We start from the raw sequence: 21,033 nt of genomic DNA on the forward strand, positions 1-21,033 counted from the left end.
CTCTTGCAGCTTTAAGCTTGAAGCTTGCAGCTGTTTTCCCAGTCATACCGCGACCTCTTCGCCTTCAGTCTTGCTCTTGCCAAACCGACGGCCAAGGCGGTCGAAGTACAGGTAAATCACCGGCGTAGTGAACAGAGTCAGCACCTGGCTCATGAGCAACCCGCCGACCATCACCAGGCCCAGCGGCTGGCGCAGTTCGGCGCCCGAACCGGTGGCGAGCATCAGCGGCACCGCGCCGAACAACGCCGCCAGCGTAGTCATGAGGATCGGCCGGAAGCGCAACAGCGCCGCCTGATAGATCGCCTCCTGCGGCGCCATGCCCTGGTTGCGCTCGGCGTCGAGGGCGAAGTCGATCATCATGATCGCGTTCTTCTTGACGATACCGATCAGCAGAATGATGCCGATGATCGCAATCATCCCCAGATCGTTACCGCTGAGCAGCAAGGCGAGCAAAGCGCCTACCGCCGCCGACGGCAACGTCGAGAGAATGGTGATCGGGTGGATATAACTCTCGTAAAGCACGCCAAGCACGATGTACATGGTCACCACCGCCGCCAGGATCAACAGCAAGGTACTCGACAGCGAAGCCTGGAACGCTTCGGCCGCCCCCTGGAAGCGGGTTTGTACGCCAACCGGCATGCCGATCTCTTGCTGCACCTGTTCGATGACGTCCACCGCATGCCCCAGCGCCACGCCGGGCGCGAGGTTGAACGACATCATCACCGCCGGGAACTGGCCGATGTGGCTGATCGCCAATTGCGCCTGACGCTCCTCGATATGCGCCAAGCTGGACAGCCGCACCTGGGCGTCGTCAGTGGTTTTCACATGGATCTGATCCAGCGCCTGCGGGCCGATCCTCTCGCCGGCCTGCGCTTGCAGCACCACGCGATACTGGCTGGCCTGGGTGTAAATGGTCGAGATCTGCCGCTGACCGAAGGCGTCGTACAACGCATCGGTGATGTTCGACACCGAAACGCCGAGGCGTGACGCGGCGTCGCGGTCGATCACCAGATAGACCTGCAAGCCCTTGTCCTGCAAGTCGCTGGCAACGTCGGTCAGCTCCGGACGCTGTGCCAGCGCTTCGACCAGCCGCCCGCTCCACTGGCTGAGCAGCTCGGAATCCGGCGAGGACAGGCTGAACTGGTACTGGGTACGGCTGACGCGGTCCTCGATGGTCAAGTCTTGCACCGGCTGCATGAACAGGCGGATGCCGACCAGTTTGTCCAGTTGCGGTTGCAGGCGGGCGATCACTTCAGTCGCGGTCAGATCGCGCTCGCCGTGGGGCTTGAGGTTGATCAGCAGGCGCCCGCTGTTGAGCGTGGCGTTGTCGCCATCGACACCGATGTACGACGACAGGCTTTGCACGTCAGGGTCTTCGAGAATGATCTTCGCCAGCGCCTGCTGACGCTCGCCCATTGCCGCAAAGGAAATCGACTGCGGCGCTTCGGAAATGCCCTGGATCACCCCGGTGTCCTGCACCGGAAAGAAGCCCTTGGGCACGACCATATAAAGGAACACGGTCAGCGCCAGCGTGCCGATCGCCACCAGCAAGGTCAGCGGCTGGTGCTTGAGTACCCAGCGCAACATCCGCCCGTATTCAGCAATCATCCAGTCGATGAAGGCGCCGCTGGTGCGGTAGAAACGGCCCTGCTCATGGGCCTCAGGCTCACGTTTGAGCAGTCGCGCGCACATCATGGGTGTCAGCGTCAGCGAGACGACCAGGGAAATCAGGATCGCCACCGCCAGGGTAATGGCGAACTCGCGGAACAAGCGGCCGACCACATCGCCCATGAACAGCAGGGGAATCAGCACTGCGATCAACGACAGCGTCAGGGAGATCAGGGTGAAGCCGATCTGCTTCGCCCCCTTGAGCGCGGCCTGCATCGGGCTGTCGCCTTCTTCGATATAGCGCGAGATGTTCTCGAGCATCACGATGGCATCGTCGACGACGAAACCGGTAGCGATGGTCAACGCCATAAGCGTCAGGTTATTGACCGAGAAGCCGGCCAGGTACATCACGCCGAAGGTGCCGATCAACGACAGCGGCACGGCCACCGACGGAATGATCGTCGCACTGGCGCGGCGCAGGAACAGGAACGTCACCATCACCACCAGCGCGATGGCGATCAGCAGTTCGTGCTGCACGTCCGTGACCGAGGCGCGGATGGTCTGGGTGCGGTCAGTCAGCACCGTCACATCGAGGCCGGCCGGCAGGTTGTCGGTGATGCTCGGCAGCAGCGCCTTGATGCGGTCAACCACCTCGATCACGTTGGCGCCGGGCTGGCGCTGGATGTTCAGCAGGACCGCCTGATTCTGGTTGGCCCAAGCGGCCAAGCGCTCGTTTTCGGCGCCATCGACAATTTCGGCGACGTCCTTGAGCCGCAACGGCGCGCCGTTCTTGTAGGCGAGGATCAGGTTGGCGTAATCCTCGGGCGAGGTCAGTTGGTCGTTGGCATCAAGCATTGACACCCGCGTCGGGCCGTCAAAATTACCTTTCGGCTGGTTGACGTTGGAGGCAGCAATCAGCGCGCGCACATCGGACAGGTTCAGGCTGGCGGCGGCCAGAGCCTCGGGATTGACCTTGATCCGCACGGCCTGGCGCTGGCCGCCGGCAATGCTGACCATGCCGACCCCGCTGATCTGGGCGATTTTCTGCGCCATGCGCGTATCGACCAGGTCGTTGAGCTTGGGCAGCAGCATGGTTTTCGAGGTGATGGCCAGGGTCAGTACCGGCGTGTCCGCCGGGTTGACCTTGTTGTACACCGGCGGCGCCGGCAAGTCCGTCGGCAGCAGGTTGGTCGCGGCGTTGATTGCGGCCTGCACCTGTTGCTCGGCGACGTCCATGTTGATGTCGAGGCTGAAACGCAGGGTCAGCACCGAGGCGCCACCGGAACTGGTCGAGGCCATCTGCGTGAGGCCCGGCATCTGGCCGAACTGGCGCTCGAGTGGCGCGGTGACCGCACTGGTCATCACGTCCGGGCTGGCGCCGGGATACAGGGTCATGACGCGGATGGTCGGGTAATCGACCTGCGGCAGCGCCGACACCGGCAGCAGCCGATAGGCGATCAGACCGGCCAGGACGATCGCCAGCATGCTCAGGGTGGTGGCTACCGGACGGAGGATGAACAGCCGCGAAATGTTCATGCGCCCTTCTTGGCCTTGTCAGTCACGGCGGCGTCCGGGGTGCTGGCGGCGGACTTGCCTTGCAGGTGTTCGGTCGGCGTGGTCGGCACTTGATTGCTGTCGTTGACCACTTCCACCTCGCTGCCTTCCTTCAAGCGGTCGGTGCCTTCAAGCACCACACGGTCGCCTGCGGCCAGGCCTTCGGTGACGACGGTGTTTTCGCCATCGCTGGCGCCGATCTTCAGTTGGCGGATGGTGACTTTCTTGTCGCCGTCCAGCGCGTAGACGAAGGTGCCGTTAGTGCCGAACTGAATCGCCGCCGACGGGGCCAGCACCACGCCCTTGAGCGTGTCGGCCAGCAAGTGCACGTTGACGAACTGGTTGGGAAACAGCGCTTGATCGCGGTTGTCGTAACGGGCCTTGAATTTCAGGGTGCCGGTGGCGACATCGATCTGGTTGTCGAGGCTTTGCAGCACGCCGGTGGCTTGCAGTTTGGTATCGCCGCGATCCCACGCCTCCGCCGGCAGTTTCGCGCCGCTGCGGTAACGGGCCAGCACGGTTTCCAGGCTGTTTTCCGGCAAGGTGAAGGCGACGCTGATCGGCTGGGTCTGAGTGATGACGGCGATGAACGTGGTGTCGTTCGCTGTGACGAGGTTGCCGACATCGACTTGACGCAGGCCGACGCGACCGGCAATCGGCGCGCGGATCTTGGTGAATTCGAGATTGAGCCTGGCGTCGTTGACCGCCGCCTGGTTGGTCTTGACCGTGCCCAGGTACTGACCGACCAGCGCTTCAGCGGTGTCCAGGGTCTGTTTGGCGATGCTGTCTTCTTTATAAAGACCGCGATAGCGCTCGACGTCGACCTGGGCGTTTTTCAGCTGCGCCTGATTTTGCAGCAGCGTACCTTCGGCCTGGAGCAAGGCATTCTGGTAGGGACGCGGATCGATTTCCGCCAGCAAGTCGCCGGCCTTGACCATCTGCCCTTCTTCAAAATGGATTTTCACCAATTCGCCGCCGACCCGGCTGCGCACGTTGATCGTGTTGAGCGCGGTGACGGTGCCCAGCGCCTTGTAGTACAGCGGGAAATCGCCCGTGACCGCCGGCGCCACACGCACCGGCACCGGCCCGCTGCCGCCGCCGAAGCCCGGCCGCATCATCCCCGAACGCCCGGTATGCCCGGCGGCTTTGTCGCCGCCAGCCTTGTCAGCGGAACCGGCGGGCCAGAATTTCCAGCACAGGACGGCGATGACCAACAAGACCAGCAGGCTGATCAGCCAGCGACGGGAGTGACGGGGGGACGATTGCATGGAGTGATTAACCATTGGGCGCGTGGGCTTCTTTTACGGGAGGCTGAACGATAAGCACTGGCAGGGATTTAGCAAAGCAGCTTTACCGGCAATTTACCTTCCACTGACGTTTCAAGGTGTGAGGCAAAACACTGATACACAAATGAAAACGGCCTGGACAGGGCCAGGCCGTTAACAATTGTAAAAGCCTTACTTGAGAACGGACAGTGCCGCTTCGTAGTTCGGCTCTTCAGCGATTTCCTTGACCAGTTCGCTGTGCAGGACGTTGTCGTTTTCGTCCAGCACCACCACGGCGCGAGCGGTCAGGCCTTTCAGCGGGCCGTCGGCAATGGCCACGCCGTAGTTCTCGATGAACTCGGCGCCGCGCAGGGTCGACAGGTTCTGCACGTTTTCCAGACCTTCAGCGCCGCAGAAACGTGCCTGGGCGAACGGCAGGTCAGCGGAAATGCACAGCACCACGGTGTTGGCGAGTTCGTTGGCTTGAGCGTTGAACTTGCGCACGGAGGTCGCGCAGGTCGGCGTGTCAACGCTTGGGAAAATGTTCAGGACTTTGCGCTTGCCGGCGAAGTCTTGCAGGGAAACGTCGGACAGATTGCCGGCGACCAGGGAAAAGGCTGGCGCCTTGGAACCGGCTTGTGGCAATTGGCCGTTGACTTGAACCGGATTGCCTTTAAGGGTGACTTGAGCCATGACTTGAGTCCTTCTGATGGTGTGATTGGAAAACATGCAAGAGGCGGAAGTTAACCACGAAATCGGCCGCCGACCTATGCCCTGTGTGAAATTGTTGGTTGCTGGCGACCGCGATTGTATACAACCCACCGCACTCCCTTGTAGGCCTTGGCCTGCTCGCGATAGCGGTGTATCTGTGCCATATGTACTGGCTGACACACCGCTATCGCGAGCAGGCCAAGGCCTACAGAAGAGCGGAGCGCGTCCGCGAACTGGCAAAGAAAAACACCTGAGACCGACCCGGCAACGGGTTGCTTTGCCATACCCCCTCCCTGTCATAAACTCGCGACGCGGCCATTTAACGGACGCGTCGGTGCTCAAGGATCAGGGGTTATGCTGCATGCTTAGAAAGTCTGTTGTGATGTTCATGCTGAAAAAAGGCGATGTGTACGACCCCATCGGTTCCGGGACGTTCTTCTTTCATGACGGCAAGTTGCTCATTATCAGTGCCGCCCATGTTTTCGAAGACCTCGAGGGCGAAGAAGCAGCCTATCTGTACGCCGCCAACAAGGTGTTCAAACTTCCCTATATCAAAGCCTTGGTCTCCAACACCAGTGCGACACAGGGCAGCCGGAGCAAAGACCCGTTCGACATCGGCGCAATGGTGGTGCCGGATGAAGTTCTGGATGAATGCAACGGCGAGATCAATTTCATCCAGCGCGACTTGATTGAAACCCCGGCAAACAGTGAACGGATCAAGTTTTACCAACTCATTGGTTACCCCGGTCCGAAAAATACGCAACTGGCAAAAAAAGCCGCTCGGCTCAATCGCATGTTCATCCCCGAATGCTTCGTCTACGGCACCAATGATACAAGCGCCAAGGTCTTCCCCCACCACCGTTTCCTGCCCGAATACCATGTCGCACTGGAGTTTTCCAAAACCGGCAACTTCAACGATGACAATCTGCCCCTTCAGGCGCCTGACCCCGATGGCATGAGCGGTGGCCTGATCCAGGGCTGCTTCGACTATATCCCGCGCAGCAATGGTTTTTATCCTACCTGCGCGGTCGCGATTCTTATCGAGCTGGAGCGTAAGGCCGGGTCGTTCATAGGCGTACGAATGAACGCTGTCTATGAGTGGCTCGATTTGCACGCGGCGAAACTTTAGCCCTCGTTCCCCCGTGAAGGCGACTCGCGGCACAAAACCAAACAATTAATCCCTGCGAACGGCTAGGCAATCCGTATTTTCGCTGGTTTGTCGGGCAGTAAATCGGCGACCGTCAGGCCGCTTTCGCGAGCAGGCTCGCTCCCACACTTGAGTTCACTTTGACTTGGAGTGGGAGCGAGCCTGCTCGCGAAGAGGCCGTCAGCCTCGACGCATTACTTGGCTTCAGCCTTGAGCTTCAGCCAGGTCTGATGCATATCCGACGCCCAGCCATCGATCACTGCTTTGACGTCAGTCGCTTTCATCACCTGCGATGAGTTTTCCAGTGGCTGACCGGTGCCCTTGCGCACCACTTGCGCCACCACCTTGTTACTGGCGCCATCCATGAACACCGCCTCGGTGGCCAGGGTGGTTTCCTGATCGCGGATACCGGTAGCGGTGCTCACCGCGGCGGCCACCAACGCAATCGGAATCACCTCATATACGTGCAGGCCTTCGGTCTTGCTGCTGACGGCGGTAATCGCCGGGCGCACAACAATTACGCCAGGACCGGGGCCGGTGGCCAGTGGCAGCGATTTGCTCAACTCACGCTTGAGCGCCTGATCGTAATAACTGGTGATGCCATTGAGGGTTTGCTGTGGAATCTTTTCGGTCGCTTGCGGCTTGGGGTAGAGCTGGCTGGGTTCGACGTAGACACTGGAGAATTTGTTGATGTCCAGTTTCGGGTCCATCCAGCGCATCACTTCGGCACCGGACGGTGACTTGGTCTCTTTCAGTTGGCTGTAGTCCTTGAGAAATCCGGAGTACTGGTCGGGAGCGACGGTTTTGCTCGAACAACCCACCACACCCAGGGTGGCAATGCACAGCGTGCCCACCATTACTGCTAGCTTCATGCTGTAACTCCTGTCAGAAGGCCCAAACTTTTATAGAGGGGGAGCTACAGGTATAGCTAAAAGCGCGGCAATTGCGATTACAAATCACAAAGTTCACGCAACGCTGCGCACGCGATCACAGCGCTCATTTGATAGACGTGACCAGCTGTAGACGGGCCCCTCACCCCACCCTCACCCTCACCCTCGGGAGAGCGTCAAAGTGAGAGGCTTTTCAACGACATCGCTCTACCAGGCAGACGTCTCGCCACTGCGCAACGCGATCTCTCGCCGGCTATTGATACGCATCGCCTTGATCAGCGACACCGTGCCCACCAGCAAAATTGCCGCGCCGAACAGAAAATCAATGTTGTACAGACGGAAATCCTGCACCGGCCCGATGAGCAGCACCCGCACCAGCGCAACCCCGACCAGTGTCGCCAGAAAGTCGATCCCAGGCTCATCACGATAGAACACCAGCATCAGCGGCAGGCACAGCACCAGCAGCAGCAACAACACCACGGCCTTGAACGCGCCCTTGCGCTCGACGCTGAAGGCGCATTCATGCGCTGCGTAAGGTTTGTAATCGTCGTCGCGGATCATCGTGTTGGGTTCGTTGATGTACTCGACGCGGTTGTACTTCTGGATCGGCGTGAAGGTGTTGGACATCTCCATCAGCGTGGTGATGTTCTTGAAGCGCAGGTCGACGCGTTCGCTGCCCTTGAGGTAATACAGCACCGGTTTGTAGCCGTAGCGATAGGTGTCGAAGGGAAACCCGGTGACCTGCCCGCGCACACCGATCGGTCGCGGTTCAAGCTCGGCGAACGCACTTTTGTTGGTCGATGAGAGATTGCGACTCAGCGGCTGAACCTTGACCTGCTCGAGGAAAATCGGCGTGGCGCCGTAAGACCACTGCAGCGGTTCCAGACGCAGGCGCAATTCGTTGCGGCTCAGATCATAACGGTTGAAGGTGCGCTCCGAGACCACCACAGAGCCGCTGAGCATGAACTCACCGCGCAGGTTGTTGGTGATACGCAAGGTCAGCTGGTCCTTGCCCAGCAACGCCGCTTCCGTGGTCGGCGGTGTGCCGCACCACGCGGTGCTTTCACCGACACCGCCGAGCTGGCCGTCGCGGTTTTCGGTAAAGACGTAAAAGTAGCTGGCCCACAGCGTCACCATCAACAGCAACGCCGTGAGGCCGAGGATTTTTTTGCCCGGACTCACTGATCAGACTCCCTTCTTCGATTCCCTCGTCCAGCCGAAAACCCGCTGGCGACGGCGACTCTACCAAAAGGCCACCATCGACCCAAGGGGAAATGCCGGGTTGGGCCGGGATCTAAGGGTTTCCCCGGTATGTGCCTTCTCTCCCTGTAGGAGTGAGCCTGCTCGCGATAGCGGTCTGTCAGTTAGAAATGAGGCGACTGACCCTCCACTATCGCGAGCAGGCTCACTCCTACAGGGACCGGGGCATGGAACAGAAGCATCGAATAGGCAAGGCACCCGATCAAAAGCGGCAAACCCGCCGCAGATCGCCTCGGAATCTGATCTGCTCAAATCAACATTTCCTGAGCCTGTTTTGTTGGCGCCGCGGTTCCTACAGTGCACCCCATGCCAGACCAGGAGGCCTGGCAAGACTTGGCAACCGTGGATGAACTGACCATGAGCACAGCAACAGTCGGGCAGGCCTACAACTACAAGGTCGTCCGCCAATTCGTCATTGCAACCGTTTTCTGGGGTGTGGTGGGCATGGCGATGGGCGTGTGGATCGCCTCGCAACTGGTGTGGCCGGAAATGAATCTGGACCTGCCGTGGACCACTTTCGGGCGCTTGCGCCCACTGCACACCAGCCTGGTGATTTTCGGTTTTGCCGGCAGCGCGCAATTTGCCGCCAGTTATTACGCGGTGCAGCGTACCTGTCAGGTGCGGCTGTTCTCGGACAGCCTCGCCGCGTTCACCTTCTGGGGCTGGCAATCGGTGATTGTGGTCATGCTCATCACCTTGCCGCTGGGCTACACCACCACCAAGGAGTACGCCGAGATCGAGTTCTCCGGTGCGGTGTGGATGGCCGTGGTCTGGGTCGCCTACGCCGTGGTGTTCTTCACCACGGTGGTGCGGCGCAAAACCAGGCACATCTACGTCGGCAACTGGTTTTTCGGCGCGTTCATTCTAGTGATTGCCATGCTTCATGTGGTCAATCATCTGTCGATCCCGGTGGATTGGTTCAAGTCCTATCCGGTGTATTCCGGGGCCACGGACGCCATGGTGCAATGGTGGTACGGGCACAACGCCGTGGGCTTTTTCCTCACCACGGGGTTTCTCGGGATGATGTATTACTTCGTGCCGAAACAGGTCAACCGGCCGGTGTATTCGTACCGGTTATCGATCGTGCATTTCTGGGCGCTGATCACCCTGTACATCTGGGCCGGCCCGCACCATTTGCACTACACCGCCCTGCCCGACTGGGCGCAGTCGCTAGGCATGGCCATGTCGCTGATCCTGCTGGCGCCGAGCTGGGGCGGGATGATCAACGGCATGATGACGCTGTCCGGCGCCTGGCATAAGTTGCGCACCGATCCGATTTTGCGCTTTTTGGTGTTGTCGCTGGCGTTCTACGGGATGTCGACGTTCGAAGGGCCGATGATGGCGATCAAAACGGTCAACGCCCTCTCCCACTACACCGACTGGACCATTGGCCACGTTCACGCCGGGGCCTTGGGCTGGGTGGCGATGATCACGTTCGGCGCGACTTATCACATGGTGCCGAAAGTGTTCGGCCGCGAGCAGATGTACAGCACGCCGCTGATCAACCTGCACTTCTGGCTGGCAACCATCGGCACCGTGTTGTACATCGCCTCGATGTGGGTCAACGGCATCACGCAAGGCCTGATGTGGCGAGCAATCAACGAGGACGGCACGCTGACTTATTCGTTTGTCGAAGCGCTGCAGGCCAGTCACCCGGGCTTCGTCGTGCGCTTTGCCGGTGGCGTGTTCTTTCTGACCGGCATGTTGCTGATGGCCTACAACGTCTGGCGCACGGTGCGCGTGGCGGACGTTGCCGTGGCGCAGCGTGAAGCGCAGATTGCCTGAGACGGGAGTCGGTCATGGTTGAGGTTGTGTTCGATGTGCTGGGCGTGGTGTTGTTGTGGCTGGCGGTGGAGTACTGCCTGCGTCGCGAAACCGCGGACAGTCTGGATGAAGCGAGCATGGTGCCCTTTGCCGATGACCCGGAGGTGGCGCGGCGGGTGGAGTTGGCGACCGGGAAAACCGTGAACGCGGTGGCGCCGGAAGAAACCAGACCGGGCTGGACCAACCTCGATATGTAGCCTTGTCGCAGCCCCTCTGTGGGAGCGGGCTTGCTCGCGAAGGCGGTGGTTCAGTCACCGAAGATGTTGGATGAAACACCGCTTTCGCGAGCAAGCCCGCTCCCGCAGGGGAATGGAGTCAGTCCGTGAGGACTATGCGCGGTCTCTAGGGATCAGGCTTTGCAGTTGCTGAGCGAGGAAGTTCGCATCAAACACAAACGTATCCGGATCCTTGAGGCCATTGGTCTTGCGCCATTGCCATCCGCCATCCGCCAGGCCCACCAGCGAGATACTGCCGTAGCGCGCCGCCGTCAGCCCCATCACCGCCAGCGAAATCTGCCCGCCGCTGCCCATCACATCCGGTACGAACTCCACCGCTTTGCCGGCAATCACGATGCTCAGCTTTTCAGTTTTAAAGGTCGATGTTTCCACCGGAGCGCTCGGCCCGAACGCCACATAGGCTTCACGAGTCACCTCCAGCAGATGCGGTGCCTGCACGGGCTCCAGCCATTGTTGAATATCGCCGAACAACGCGGCGATGCGCGTGGTCCATGTCGCCGATTGCGTCTCGAACAGTTGCTTCTTGTGCGCTTCGCTCTCGGCATAGTGGCGAAGCATTTCGCCCAGTTGCTGTACGTCGTTCATTGCGGTGTTCCTTTGGAGGCGTTGCGAGCTTCGATAGTGGCAGATCGAAACGTCTACGTACGATAAAGCGCAACTTCACGTGGCGTGCGCATCGCGCCCATCCGACAGACGGTATGAATTTAGATTATTTACCTGTCAGATATGACAGTACCCCTACTCGCTTCCCTGGGATCTAATCGAGGTATGACTGAACGGGTGATTCGACAGCAACATCGCCTAGGAACACTTTATGAAAAACATTTTTCTGGTCGGTTTGTTCGCGATGCTTACAGCATGTGCTCAGGTCGACAAGCAGCCTGCATCCGAATCTCACGGTAGCCACAACCCCCGCGCGGCCATGACGGGGCCACAAGTCGTGTCGTTGCTGACCACGTACTACAACCGCAAATTTACCAACTGCAACAACTCAGCCAACCAGCCAGCATTCCTGTGTTCCGGCATTATTTTTCGAGTAACGAAAAAAAACCCTGGCGAGACTCACCATGTATGGAACCCAAGCCCAACCTCGGTGAAAAACGGCGGAGTGTCGTTTTCCTTTCTCAGAACAGATTCGAAGTTCGGTCGACTGGCCTGGGGGCACGGCAACGGTTACATGGTGTATCCCATCCTCGATACGCCCGCGCCCAACAAAGTCGATCTAGACATATTGTGTTCCTTTCCCATCGATGGCTGGACCTGGAATCGGACAACGCCTTGCGGTCATTACGTCTCTTACCCCGACACCAGCAAGCGCTGCCAGAGTGCCGGTGTAGCCAGCGTTGAACAATGGAAAACCAGATGGGACACTTTTCCCAACGCACATCACCTGCGGCAATGCGGATTCGACGTGTCGGAAGCAACCGGCAAGCCAGCCGCAGCGCCATTTTACGAATCGGTGAGGGCTCGCGGGATGTTGAGTCAGAACCCGACGCATTTCGTTGAACAGAACGAAATCGTCGCCAGCACCTGGCCGCAAAACCAGCAAGACATTTTTCCGCTCATGGCGTTTTTCTTTGTCGCCGGAGGCTCGAATGCCGGCCTGGCCGAGGCTCAAGGCAATCAGAAGGATTTCTACGACTCGACTACTGCCAGGCTCTGGGTGCCGGTCATTCGCTTGTTTCCACCGTCAACCGTAGCTGATCAGGCCCGGTTCGAATACGTCGAAGCCGATCAGTTAGTAAAACCCTGAACGGCCACGCCGTCCGGCCACCTGTGAACCGCGATACCGCATGAGCAAGGAGATTGGCACATGAACAAGCATTATCCACTGCTGCTGGTATTGGCGCTGTTTCTGGCGGGATGCAAAAGTGACGGGGACGTATCATCAGCCCCTGCGGACCACGAACCACCCATCACCAGCAGCGTAGCCAGCACTGCGCAAAACGGCGCCGAAGTTGCGACCAGCCTGACCGCTCGTTACAACGATGTCAGGACCAACTGTGGTGCATCGTCGATGCCGGCATTCCTGTGTCGAGGCATCGTTTTACGCTCAACTGTTCCCTCCACCGCGTACAAGGCCTGGAACCCCAGCCCGCATTCGCAGAAAAGCGGTGGCGTGTCTTTTTCGTATTTGAGCAAGGACGCCAAATTTACCGGCCTCGTGTTTGGCCAGAAGAACGGCTACATCTTCTATCCGGTGTTGTCACGTCCGATCGGCACACGCCAAATCGAAGTGCTTTGCTCTTACCCCCTCGACGGCGCGACACAGCTCAGAGAAGCCCCCGGTTGCGGCGCCCATCCCTATTCACCTGACCGAAGCAGACGTTGCCAGACCATCGGCATCACCACGGCCGAAGGCTGGATAGCGAATCGCCGGAGCAACACCTGGAATCTTTGCAGTTTCGATGTACGCGACTCCATGAACAATCAGGGTGCAGATTCTTTTTACCAGACCATCCGCGCCCATCAACTGGAAGGATTCTTTGCCGGTCAGCACGATTACCTCGAACTGATTCTGGCAACGTGGCCGCAAAACATTCCGAAAGAATTGCCCATCGAAGCGTTCTTTTATCTGGAAGGTGGCCTGGCAGGCGCGCAGTTCGACCAGAAAGATTTTTTCGATTCAACCGGCGGCAAGGTAGTGCCGATCATAAAAATCATTCTGCCCACCAGCCCGAGCGCCGATGCACGATTCGTATACAGCGCGGCTGATCAGGTCAAATAGTTCGAGCGTCGGCGGGCTGCCAAAGGCATCGCCGACGTGTTGGCACAAATACGACGAACGGTAATGATATTCCCGTTTTACCTGTCATATCTGACAGTAGGCAGCCGGCGCCAAAGGGATTTAGATAACCCCTGATTGCGCCAACCGGACGAAGACCATGCCAGCAGACAGCAACCCTGATGCGCTACCGCAAAACATCGCGCCCGTGATCATTCCAGGTTGGGTAACAGCGATACAGCATCCGGAAAATCCACACGGTGGCGTGCCGCTGTCACTAGTTGCCGATGGCTACCTCAAGTTGCTCATCGATCCTTGGCTGAACCAGGCCGCTTTCGACACGGCCGGTGTATTGCTCGAAGATTCCCAAATACCGGTAATTACCAAAACTATCCAGCGGGGCGAAGAAAACCAGCAGTTCACCTTGGACCTGCCCGCTGATCTGATCAAAAACGGCATCAATCGCATCCGTCTGCAAGTGACGCGCCCACCCCAAGACCCCGTGGAGTCGCTCGCGCTGAAAGTCCTGTACAACCGCCCGCGTCCCGGTGGCGAGGTTGCAGGAAGCGGGGCGAACGCGAACCTCGTCATGACGCTACCGGCCGATGTCATCAGTAAGGGTATCGACGCTGCACGTGCGGCAGCGGGCGTTGATGTCACGCTGCGCTACATCCATATACGCGAGCAAGACATCATTACGCTTGATTGTGACGGGCAGACTAAATCACACACCGTCACTGCTTCTCAGGTAGCCACAGGTGCAGTAGTAATAAAACTCTTTGCCGATGACTTCTGGCAAGACAACCCCGGATTTGCGTTGCGCTTCAGGGTTATCGACCAACTCGGCAATTCATCAGGGCCGCAGGCGATCTGGTCCGTCGCCACGCTGGTAAATGTGCATATCCGTAAGCAACCGGAACTCGATCTTCGGTCACCGCGAGTGCTGGAGGCGAAGGAGCTCAACGGCACTCAACTGAACTTCGTCAGAGATTTTTATACCGCCGAGTTCGCCACCGTTGAAGTCAATTACACCGGCTCCGACATAGGGCAAACAGTAAAAGTCAAATGGCTGGGACGTACCTTTACCTACCTGACAGATACGCAGACCGTTAGCCGTCCCGGGCAGACATTAACGTTTCTGATTCCACGCCTGGAGGTGATCGATACGGCTGGCTCAGGTCATGCCGAGTTGACCTATACCGCCAGACTGCCCGGTACCACACAAGACCTTACTTCGCGTGATCTGGATCTGACCGTTACCGGCCAGAAACATCTGCTGGTCGAGCCCACACTGAACTCCGACCTTACCAATTTAAGGGCTTATTACCCTGCATTAATCGACGGCCCCTATACGGTACGCGTGGCATTGCATGGTGTTTTTGTGCGCTACGGCGAAGAGCTGGTGATCCGCGATCCGGATTACACAAACATCCCGATTCCGTCGGCATGGATCACAGAAAACCGCGGCAGGGTTGTGTTGTTCAACTACACACTCAAGCGAACCGGGACAAACGAACCCTTGATTTTTTCATGGTGCCGCAGGGTCTGGCTTTAAGTACGTCAGACCTGGAGCGAAACCTTTTTTCGGATGTCGCTTCAGTTTTTCATTGACGAGACAAGGAATAAGTCATGCGGACAATAATCGCCTCATTGCTGGTCGCGCTGCTGCTCGGTTGCTCACAAAGCCCATCGCAACTGCCCGAAGTAACAAACAGCAGTGGCACTCTGGCCTTGGATGGTCCCGCCACCGCTGCCTATCTCACCACGCTGTACGCTCGCAAGTTTCCCAATTGCAACAAAGTGGACTCGCAACCGTCTTTTCTATGCTCTGGTGTGATGCTCCGAGTGACGGTGAAAGATCCTGCCAACGCTTACAAAGTCTGGGAACCCAGTCCTATCTCCACAACCAGCGGCGGCGTTTCGTTTTCGTATCTCAGAGCGGATACCAACTTCGGTCGGTTGGCCTGGGGCTATGGCAACGGCTACATTCTTTATCCCGTACTCGAACGCCCAGCCACGACCGACCAACTGCTAGTACTGTGCTCCTACCCAATGGACTCCTGGGGCTGGCATCGCGGAAAAAACGGTGTCTGCATCCCTAGCCCTTCGTATCCGGAGAGCGGCTACTGCCATACCGCGAATGTGACCACCGCAGAACAATTCAAAGCAGCGTGGGACAGAGCACCCGATAACAAGAATCTTCGCCAATGCGCTTTCGATGTTCGCGACGAGCGCAATACCCTGGCTGCGCCCGCGTTCTATCAATCGTTGCGCGCCAAAGGCATGTTGGGGGCGGTGGGTTTCAACGAGCACAACGAAGTCATCATCAAGACATGGCTTGCGGGCCGGGCCAACACCTTTCCCATTCTGGCGTTCTTTTATATCTCCGGTGGCAGTGACCCTAAACCGCTCGCGGATGCCAAGTACAACCAGCGCGACTTTTACAATTCAACCAATCCGAAACGATGGGTGCCGATCATTCGCCTGTTACCACCCAATAGCGCCACCGGGACGGCCACTTTCACTTACGTTGCAACTGACCAGGAGGTCACCCAATGAACAAGCTCTGGACACCACGCAATTTGTTCCTCTGGACGCTGGCAGGTCTGGGACCCGTCGCTTGCGGCGCCAACGCGGCTGATACGCCGCAGGCTGCTGCCGATGAGAGTTTCATCCTTACCGTCGAGCGCTGTAACCGGTACATAGAAAGTGCTTACTGGTTTTATCGGGACTATCAATGGGCTTTTGCCATTACACCGACTACGTGTGCAAGAAGAACAACGGAACCGGCTACGCCCTTTATCTGGGATGAACTGTCGCGCGATTACTCCAACAGCCGCTTCTGGCGAAATACACACGGCCTGCGCCACCAGCTTATTTGCCACATGGCGATCGCACGCGACAAGCCGCAATGGATCCTCGAACCCTGGCGCCCGGACGTCGGTTACGCCAAAACACTGGAGGCGGGCTGTAATCACGTCACCCCGTTGCCGGAAAAGGCACCATGACACGTGCGTGAAAAATGAGCGATACAGTTCATCGGACACTGGTGTGTCGACTTGAATCACAGGACACTTCGGGCATGTCCAGAGTTTTTGAACCCAACCACTGCCCGAGGAATTTCAATGCGCACCATCGGCCTTATCGGCGGCATGAGCTGGGAGTCCAGCGCCGAGTATTATCGCCTGATCAACCAGCAGGTCCGTGATCGTCTCGGGCCGTTGCGCTCGGCGCAATTGCTGATGCACAGCGTCGACTTCGGCCCGGTGGAACAGGCCCAGCACGCCGGGCGCTGGGACGACGCGGCGGCGATCCTGGTCGATGCTGCACGCAGGCTCGAAGCCGGCGGCGCCGAATGCGTGGTGCTGTGTACCAACACCATGCACAAGGTCGCCGAGCAGATTCAGGCGGCGATCAGTATTCCGTTTCTGCACATTGCCGAACCGGCGGCTCAGGCTGCATTGGCGATCAATGCGCATACGGTCGGCTTGCTCGGCACGGCGTTCACCATGGAGCAGGACTTTCTCAAGCAACGCCTGATCGCCCAAGGCCTGACCGTACTGGTGCCCGACGACGCCGAACGCAAGGACGTGCACCGGATCATCTACGACGAACTTTGCGTCGGGGTGATCAGCGATCAGTCGCGGCAAATCTATCAGCGGGTGATCGAATCCCTCACCGCACGCGGTGCCCAGGCGATCATTCTCGGCTGCACGGAAATCGGCCTGCTGATCAAACCCGAACACAGCGCCGTGCCTCTGCTCGACACCACCGAACTGCATGCGCAGTCGGCGGTGGCGTTCGCCTTGGGCGACTGAGTCAGGCCTTCGACGAACCGCGCAGACGGGCCATGCTCAGGGTGTCGACCCACTGCCCGTCGCGCACCGCGTAATCGCGAAACAGGCCTTCGGTCTCAAAGCCGAACTTGCGATAAAGTCCGATAGCCGCCTCGTTATCGGCATACACCGTGAGTTCGACGCGGTGCAGATTCATCCAGTTGTCGGCGACATCCAGCGCCGCCGCCAACAACTTCGAACCCACGCCTTTGCCGTGCCACGCCACGGCGACGGCCATGCCCAAACTGCCGGCATGCGCCCGGCGCATCCGCGAGTGCGCTTCCAGCCCCAGATTGCCAATCACCACGCCCTGATGCAGAGCGACCAATTTCACAGCGCGTTCATTGTCCGTCAGCAGCCGTTGACGCCAGATTTCGGTGGACTGGAACGGCATCTGCAACACCTGCCGCGCCACGGCGGGGTCGTTGTATAGCGCGGTAATACCCTCGAGATGGGATTCGTTGAAGCGATCGAGGTGGATGACGGGGTTCGGGTCTGGCATGAGGATCTGTCCGTGATCGAGGTGTGGCCGATCACTCTAAACTGGAGGTATTGAGTCTGGCGAGATTAAAAATGTGGGTTCTACTGAACCCACATCCAATCCACGAACCGGGTACTGGATAATCCGGAGTTGCCGGGGTGATGTCGGCCGGCTGAATCAGGCGGTGGCCGTGCTGGCCTCTTCGCGAGCAGGCTCGCTCCCACATTTGATCTCTGTCGGACGCAAAAAATGTGGCCCAGTGCAGATCCTTTGGGATCAAGGTCAGGACTGAAACCAGTCCAGGCGCTCGGAAAAGGTGTGATGGATGAGGTCGGCGAGCATCCGGACTTCGGGCGTGTGTTGCGAATCGGTACTGATCGCCAGCCATGCTTGTAGCTGCATGGGCTCGGCAAACAACCCAGGCAACGCAATCAACCCCCGATCAAACCGGCTCATATACGCAGGCAACAACCCGATGCACGCGCTGCAGCGAATCATCTCAAGCATCAGCTCATAACTCTGCATCTGCACCACCCCGGCCAGACGCTGTTCGACCAATTCATTCCACGGGCGAAAACTATCGATCTGTCGATCATGCTGCCATTGCACCAGCATGAAATCGGCGAGGTCGTCGGTGGTTTCGGGGCGGGCGGTGACGCGGCTGTAGCGTTTGGCGATGTGGGGCAGATAGTCGAGACGCGCGAGTTGTTGGGGTTCGCTGGTGGCGAAGGTCGGGCCGGGTTGTGGAGTGTCGCCATGAGCCAGCCAGAGGACGACGTCGGCGCTGACGGCGCGTAGCGACAGTTCGCTGTCCAGCGCGATGATTTCCAGGCGCACGCTGGCGTTGCGGCGCAGCAATGCGATGAGGTCGCGACCGAGGATGTCGTGGAGGATCGATTCGGCGACGGCCAGGCGAATCAGTGGCTGCTCGACCACCGGAAGTTTGCGTTCATGGGCCAGGGCGATCAGTTTCGCCTGTAGCTGCTGGCCTTCGCGGGTCAGGCTGAGGGCGCTGCCCTGGAAGCTGAACAGACTGTGTTGCAGTTGCTGTTCGAGTTGCGCCAGTTGTTTGCGCAACAGGGTCGAGCGTACGTTGAGGCTGCGCGCTGCTTGCATGAAACAGCCGCAGCGGGCGCTGACCAGGAAGTATTGCGCGACTTCATTGTCGATGGTCGCGGCCTGGGTGAGCCAGGGTTCGGGTTTGTTGGACGGCGAGCGGTAATCGCCGGTGTTGGCGCGTCCTGCGGGTTCGGTGAATGACATCGATGACTCCCTGTCGATCTATGTGGTTGTCGTTACGCAATTCCCTTGTAGGAGTGAGCCTGCCCGCGATAGCGGTGTTTCAGTCGACATCACTAAACCTGACACACTGCTATCGCGAGCAGGCTCACTCCTACAGGGGGATTTGTGTGGGGGCTGGGATCAGGGTTTTTCCTCAAGAATTTTGTTGAGTTCAGCACCATCGATGCTCAGCGTGGCGGTGTTGAGCATGCCGTCGAGGTAGGCCTGGGCGATCTGCTCCTGACGTTGCGCGCGCAAGGCCTGGGTCAGTTGGTCGCGCAGTTCGTCCAGCGTCGCAGTGCGCGCCGGTTGTTGCTCGGTGAGTTTGATGATGTGGAATCCGGCAATGCTTTGTACGGGATCGGAGACGGCGCCCACCTTGAGCCGCGCCACCGCGCCGCGCACTTCTGGCACCAGTTGCTGCAACGGTTGCAGGCCGGTATCACCACCCCGCTCTGCCGTCACGCGATCCTGCGAATATTGCGTAGCGAGCGCTGCAAATTCGCCCGGTGCTGACTGGGCTTTCTTGCTCAACTCAAGCGCTTGTTTGCGCACCGATTCCACATTCGAAGCCTCACTGACGCCGAGGAAAATCTGACTGACCCGGTACAGCGCCGGCGTCTGCCAGTTGGCCTTGCCGGAGTCATACGCCTGCTGCAACTCGGCCGCACTCGGATAGTCGGCCGGCACCTGACTCACCGAGCGCAAATAATCACGAAACACGATCTGCTCGGTCGCCGCCCGGGTCTGCCGGGCGATGTCGGGCCGCTGCGCCCAGCCCTGCGCATCCGCCTGCTCCAACACTGCTTTCTCGGCCAGACGTGTGCGAATCCAGCGCTCCAGCGCCTCACGGTTGCCGCGCAGTTGCTCGCGGGTCTGCTGCGGGACCGCCGCGAGCAATGCTTGCAATTCTTCAGGCGAGACCTGTTGATTGCCCAGTCGTGCCACCGCTGGCCCGCTCGCAATCGCGGCTGCCGACGACGGTTGCTGGGCAGCGACCGGATCACTTCCAGGTCGCAGCACCAGCGCCACGGCCACCACCAACAGCGCCACGGCGGCAGCGCTGACTACCATGGCAGGCTTTTTCACAGCGTCACTTCCTCTTCTTCAGTAACGACAACTTTCGCCGCCTGCGCCGCCGGGGCCTGACTGAAGTCGCGCAGGTAAACGATGAATTCCTGCAACAGCCGATCCCACAACTCCAGATTGCCACGCAGGTGATCGTTGCTCACACCCGCAGCCACCACCACGTCCATTTCCATGACCAGAAATTCGCCTTGCAACGACAACCGGGCAAAACGTCGGGTAGCGTTCCATTCCTCGGCTACGCCTTGGGGCAACTCACCTTGCACACGCAGCGCGCAACTGAACGTGAAATCGACGTAACTGCCCTGCTCCACCGCCGCATTACCGAAACGTACGGCGTAGCCAATGCCCTGGCTGGCGCTGAGCAACTGGACGATGCCGTTCTGCTCACTCGGGTTGACGCGATAACCGGCGGCTTGCAGCACATCGGTCAGTGATTGCGGTGAAACGTGGGTGATCAATTGAGTCATGACTGCTTCCTTGTTCATCAGTGAGCGAGCGCTGCTTGCGGCGCGTCGAATTGCGTCTTGTAAAGGTCGTCGCCAAAGCCTTGGGCCAGCTCTTCGAACTTGACCCGGGCGCTACCGGCAAAGGGCTGGCGGATTTTCATCACCTCGGCGACATCGATGTTTTCGTAGGCCGTGAGGATCTGTTTGGCGACGTCGTACATTTGCTGATTCTTGACTGAACATTGCTGCACTTGTGTGTCACGTTCAGCCAATTGCGCTTGCAGCTTCGCGCGTTCGGCTTCTTTGCCGCGCGCGAGAACCAGCAAATCGTCATAGGCCTTTTTGAACTTGCCGGTCTGCTCGGCACTGGCCGCGACTTGCGCCTGGGCCTGACTGTGCAGGCTCTGTTGTTGCCCGGCCAGTTGCTCGGCGAGGCCTTTGGCTTTGGCCAGTTCGGCCGTCAATTGCTTGATTTGCGCCTGGGCAGCCTGGGCCTCGTTTTGCGCCGCCAATTGCGCGGCGCTGGCCTGGGCCTGCTGGCTTTGCAGGGCCTGCAACTGTTGGGCGGTGCTGCGCAGTTGCGTGCGCAAGCGTTCTTCCATGCCTTCGGCGCTCGCCCCGGTGGCGATCAACAGGCCGAGTCCGAGCCCTAACAAGCGGTTTTTCATAACCTCTCCCGG

Annotated in this window: 20 protein-coding genes; 9 read left to right on the plus strand and 11 right to left on the minus strand. The window is 59.0% G+C overall.

All coding sequences use genetic code 11. The annotated features are described in order from the left end of the window. Positions 1-42 precede the first annotated feature (42 nt). The 3 genes from HU743_RS19315 to tpx all read right to left on the minus strand — a co-directional run bounded on the left by HU743_RS19315 (position 43) and on the right by tpx (position 5,120). The gene (locus HU743_RS19315) at positions 43-3,144 is read right to left on the minus strand and encodes an MdtB/MuxB family multidrug efflux RND transporter permease subunit (protein WP_186650582.1); all 3,102 of its coding nucleotides are present in this window, start codon (positions 3,142-3,144) and stop codon (positions 43-45) included. Further along, positions 3,141-4,445, minus strand: coding sequence for an MdtA/MuxA family multidrug efflux RND transporter periplasmic adaptor subunit (locus HU743_RS19320; RefSeq protein ID WP_186552306.1), 1,305 nt, complete (start codon positions 4,443-4,445; stop codon positions 3,141-3,143). The genes HU743_RS19315 and HU743_RS19320 overlap by 4 nt, the downstream gene beginning before the upstream one ends. Positions 4,446-4,619: 174 nt before the next feature. After that, a complete protein-coding gene (gene tpx / locus HU743_RS19325) occupies positions 4,620-5,120 on the minus strand; it encodes a thiol peroxidase (RefSeq protein ID WP_186552307.1) in 501 nt (166 codons plus the stop codon). A gap of 352 nt (positions 5,121-5,472) precedes the next feature. Between tpx and HU743_RS19330 the strand changes: the two genes are divergently transcribed. After that, positions 5,473-6,267: a hypothetical protein gene (locus HU743_RS19330; RefSeq protein WP_186650584.1), complete on the plus strand. Its 795-nt coding sequence runs from the start codon at positions 5,473-5,475 to the stop codon at positions 6,265-6,267. Between the two features lie 212 nt (positions 6,268-6,479). On the opposite strand, the gene HU743_RS19335 is transcribed toward HU743_RS19330, so the two are convergent. Both HU743_RS19335 and HU743_RS19340 read right to left on the minus strand, forming a co-directional pair. Continuing rightward, positions 6,480-7,157 carry a DUF3313 domain-containing protein gene (locus tag HU743_RS19335; protein WP_186623637.1) on the minus strand — a complete coding sequence of 226 codons (678 nt, stop codon included), beginning with the start codon at positions 7,155-7,157 and terminating at the stop codon, positions 6,480-6,482. Positions 7,158-7,382: 225 nt separating this feature from the next. Beyond that, positions 7,383-8,357 carry a hypothetical protein gene (locus tag HU743_RS19340; protein WP_186650586.1) on the minus strand — a complete coding sequence of 325 codons (975 nt, stop codon included), beginning with the start codon at positions 8,355-8,357 and terminating at the stop codon, positions 7,383-7,385. Between the two features lie 435 nt (positions 8,358-8,792). Here HU743_RS19340 and ccoN point away from each other — a divergent pair, with 435 nt between their 5' ends. Both ccoN and HU743_RS19350 read left to right on the plus strand, forming a co-directional pair. After that, positions 8,793-10,220, plus strand: coding sequence for a cytochrome-c oxidase, cbb3-type subunit I (gene ccoN, locus HU743_RS19345; protein ID WP_186650588.1), 1,428 nt, complete (start codon positions 8,793-8,795; stop codon positions 10,218-10,220). Positions 10,221-10,234: 14 nt separating this feature from the next. Next, positions 10,235-10,456: a cbb3-type cytochrome c oxidase subunit 3 gene (locus tag HU743_RS19350; protein WP_186650590.1), complete on the plus strand. Its 222-nt coding sequence runs from the start codon at positions 10,235-10,237 to the stop codon at positions 10,454-10,456. A 132-nt stretch (positions 10,457-10,588) separates the two neighbouring features. Here HU743_RS19350 and HU743_RS19355 read toward each other — a convergent pair whose 3' ends face one another. Continuing rightward, positions 10,589-11,080: a hypothetical protein gene (locus HU743_RS19355; RefSeq protein WP_186650592.1), complete on the minus strand. Its 492-nt coding sequence runs from the start codon at positions 11,078-11,080 to the stop codon at positions 10,589-10,591. A 229-nt stretch (positions 11,081-11,309) separates the two neighbouring features. On the opposite strand from HU743_RS19355, the gene HU743_RS19360 reads away from it, so the two are divergent. The 6 genes from HU743_RS19360 (at position 11,310) to HU743_RS19385 (ending at position 17,038) form a co-directional block, all read left to right on the plus strand. After that, positions 11,310-12,248: a halovibrin HvnC gene (locus HU743_RS19360; RefSeq protein ID WP_186650594.1), complete on the plus strand. Its 939-nt coding sequence runs from the start codon at positions 11,310-11,312 to the stop codon at positions 12,246-12,248. 60 nt (positions 12,249-12,308) lie between these two features. Next, positions 12,309-13,223: a halovibrin HvnA gene (locus tag HU743_RS19365; protein WP_186650596.1), complete on the plus strand. Its 915-nt coding sequence runs from the start codon at positions 12,309-12,311 to the stop codon at positions 13,221-13,223. 157 nt (positions 13,224-13,380) lie between these two features. Then, complete coding sequence (locus tag HU743_RS19370) at positions 13,381-14,775, plus strand: hypothetical protein (RefSeq protein ID WP_189684931.1); 1,395 nt, start codon at positions 13,381-13,383, stop codon at positions 14,773-14,775. A gap of 74 nt (positions 14,776-14,849) precedes the next feature. Then, positions 14,850-15,779 carry a halovibrin HvnC gene (locus tag HU743_RS19375; protein ID WP_186650598.1) on the plus strand — a complete coding sequence of 310 codons (930 nt, stop codon included), beginning with the start codon at positions 14,850-14,852 and terminating at the stop codon, positions 15,777-15,779. Then, the gene (locus HU743_RS19380) at positions 15,776-16,228 is read left to right on the plus strand and encodes a DUF2599 domain-containing protein (protein ID WP_186650600.1); all 453 of its coding nucleotides are present in this window, start codon (positions 15,776-15,778) and stop codon (positions 16,226-16,228) included. The genes HU743_RS19375 and HU743_RS19380 overlap by 4 nt, the downstream gene beginning before the upstream one ends. Positions 16,229-16,345: 117 nt before the next feature. Further along, on the plus strand, positions 16,346-17,038 hold the full coding sequence (locus HU743_RS19385; protein ID WP_186650602.1) for an aspartate/glutamate racemase family protein: 693 nt from the start codon (positions 16,346-16,348) through the stop codon (positions 17,036-17,038). 1 nt (position 17,039) lies between these two features. Here HU743_RS19385 and HU743_RS19390 read toward each other — a convergent pair whose 3' ends face one another. From HU743_RS19390 to HU743_RS19410, 5 genes are all read right to left on the minus strand, one after another. Further along, on the minus strand, positions 17,040-17,558 hold the full coding sequence (locus HU743_RS19390) for a GNAT family N-acetyltransferase (protein WP_186650604.1): 519 nt from the start codon (positions 17,556-17,558) through the stop codon (positions 17,040-17,042). A 261-nt stretch (positions 17,559-17,819) separates the two neighbouring features. After that, positions 17,820-18,800 (minus strand): LysR family transcriptional regulator, encoded by a 981-nt coding sequence (locus HU743_RS19395; RefSeq protein WP_186650606.1) that lies wholly within the window; start codon positions 18,798-18,800, stop codon positions 17,820-17,822. Positions 18,801-18,959: 159 nt separating this feature from the next. Further along, entirely contained in the window at positions 18,960-19,907 is a 948-nt protein-coding gene (locus tag HU743_RS19400; RefSeq protein ID WP_186650608.1) for a peptidylprolyl isomerase, read from the minus strand. After that, complete coding sequence (locus tag HU743_RS19405; RefSeq protein WP_186650610.1) at positions 19,904-20,374, minus strand: YbjN domain-containing protein; 471 nt, start codon at positions 20,372-20,374, stop codon at positions 19,904-19,906. Before HU743_RS19405 ends, HU743_RS19400 begins: the two co-directional genes overlap by 4 nt. 17 nt (positions 20,375-20,391) lie before the next feature. Further along, positions 20,392-21,021, minus strand: coding sequence for a DNA repair protein (locus HU743_RS19410; protein ID WP_186650612.1), 630 nt, complete (start codon positions 21,019-21,021; stop codon positions 20,392-20,394). Between the last annotated feature and the right edge of the window lie 12 nt (positions 21,022-21,033).

It is taken from the genome of Pseudomonas sp. SWRI99, from assembly GCF_014270125.1.
In the GTDB taxonomy this organism is placed as follows: Bacteria; Pseudomonadota; Gammaproteobacteria; order Pseudomonadales; family Pseudomonadaceae; genus Aquipseudomonas; species Aquipseudomonas hamedanensis.

What these genes read in the sequence shown, in the direction of transcription:
- HU743_RS19375 (WP_186650598.1), top strand. Translation starts at nt 14,850, where the DNA reads ATGCGGACAATAATCGCCTCATTGCTGGTCGCGCTGCTGCTCGGTTGC.
- HU743_RS19370 (WP_189684931.1), top strand. Translation starts at nt 13,381, where the DNA reads ATGCCAGCAGACAGCAACCCTGATGCGCTACCGCAAAACATCGCGCCC.
- HU743_RS19390 (WP_186650604.1), bottom strand. Translation starts at nt 17,558, where the DNA reads ATGCCAGACCCGAACCCCGTCATCCACCTCGATCGCTTCAACGAATCC.
- HU743_RS19395 (WP_186650606.1), bottom strand. Translation starts at nt 18,800, where the DNA reads ATGTCATTCACCGAACCCGCAGGACGCGCCAACACCGGCGATTACCGC.
- HU743_RS19365 (WP_186650596.1), top strand. Translation starts at nt 12,309, where the DNA reads ATGAACAAGCATTATCCACTGCTGCTGGTATTGGCGCTGTTTCTGGCG.
- HU743_RS19385 (WP_186650602.1), top strand. Translation starts at nt 16,346, where the DNA reads ATGCGCACCATCGGCCTTATCGGCGGCATGAGCTGGGAGTCCAGCGCC.
- HU743_RS19350 (WP_186650590.1), top strand. Translation starts at nt 10,235, where the DNA reads ATGGTTGAGGTTGTGTTCGATGTGCTGGGCGTGGTGTTGTTGTGGCTG.
- HU743_RS19410 (WP_186650612.1), bottom strand. Translation starts at nt 21,021, where the DNA reads ATGAAAAACCGCTTGTTAGGGCTCGGACTCGGCCTGTTGATCGCCACC.
- HU743_RS19360 (WP_186650594.1), top strand. Translation starts at nt 11,310, where the DNA reads ATGAAAAACATTTTTCTGGTCGGTTTGTTCGCGATGCTTACAGCATGT.
- HU743_RS19355 (WP_186650592.1), bottom strand. Translation starts at nt 11,080, where the DNA reads ATGAACGACGTACAGCAACTGGGCGAAATGCTTCGCCACTATGCCGAG.
- HU743_RS19320 (WP_186552306.1), bottom strand. Translation starts at nt 4,445, where the DNA reads ATGGTTAATCACTCCATGCAATCGTCCCCCCGTCACTCCCGTCGCTGG.
- HU743_RS19380 (WP_186650600.1), top strand. Translation starts at nt 15,776, where the DNA reads ATGAACAAGCTCTGGACACCACGCAATTTGTTCCTCTGGACGCTGGCA.
- tpx (WP_186552307.1), bottom strand. Translation starts at nt 5,120, where the DNA reads ATGGCTCAAGTCACCCTTAAAGGCAATCCGGTTCAAGTCAACGGCCAA.
- HU743_RS19405 (WP_186650610.1), bottom strand. Translation starts at nt 20,374, where the DNA reads ATGACTCAATTGATCACCCACGTTTCACCGCAATCACTGACCGATGTG.
- ccoN (WP_186650588.1), top strand. Translation starts at nt 8,793, where the DNA reads ATGAGCACAGCAACAGTCGGGCAGGCCTACAACTACAAGGTCGTCCGC.
- HU743_RS19335 (WP_186623637.1), bottom strand. Translation starts at nt 7,157, where the DNA reads ATGAAGCTAGCAGTAATGGTGGGCACGCTGTGCATTGCCACCCTGGGT.
- HU743_RS19315 (WP_186650582.1), bottom strand. Translation starts at nt 3,144, where the DNA reads ATGAACATTTCGCGGCTGTTCATCCTCCGTCCGGTAGCCACCACCCTG.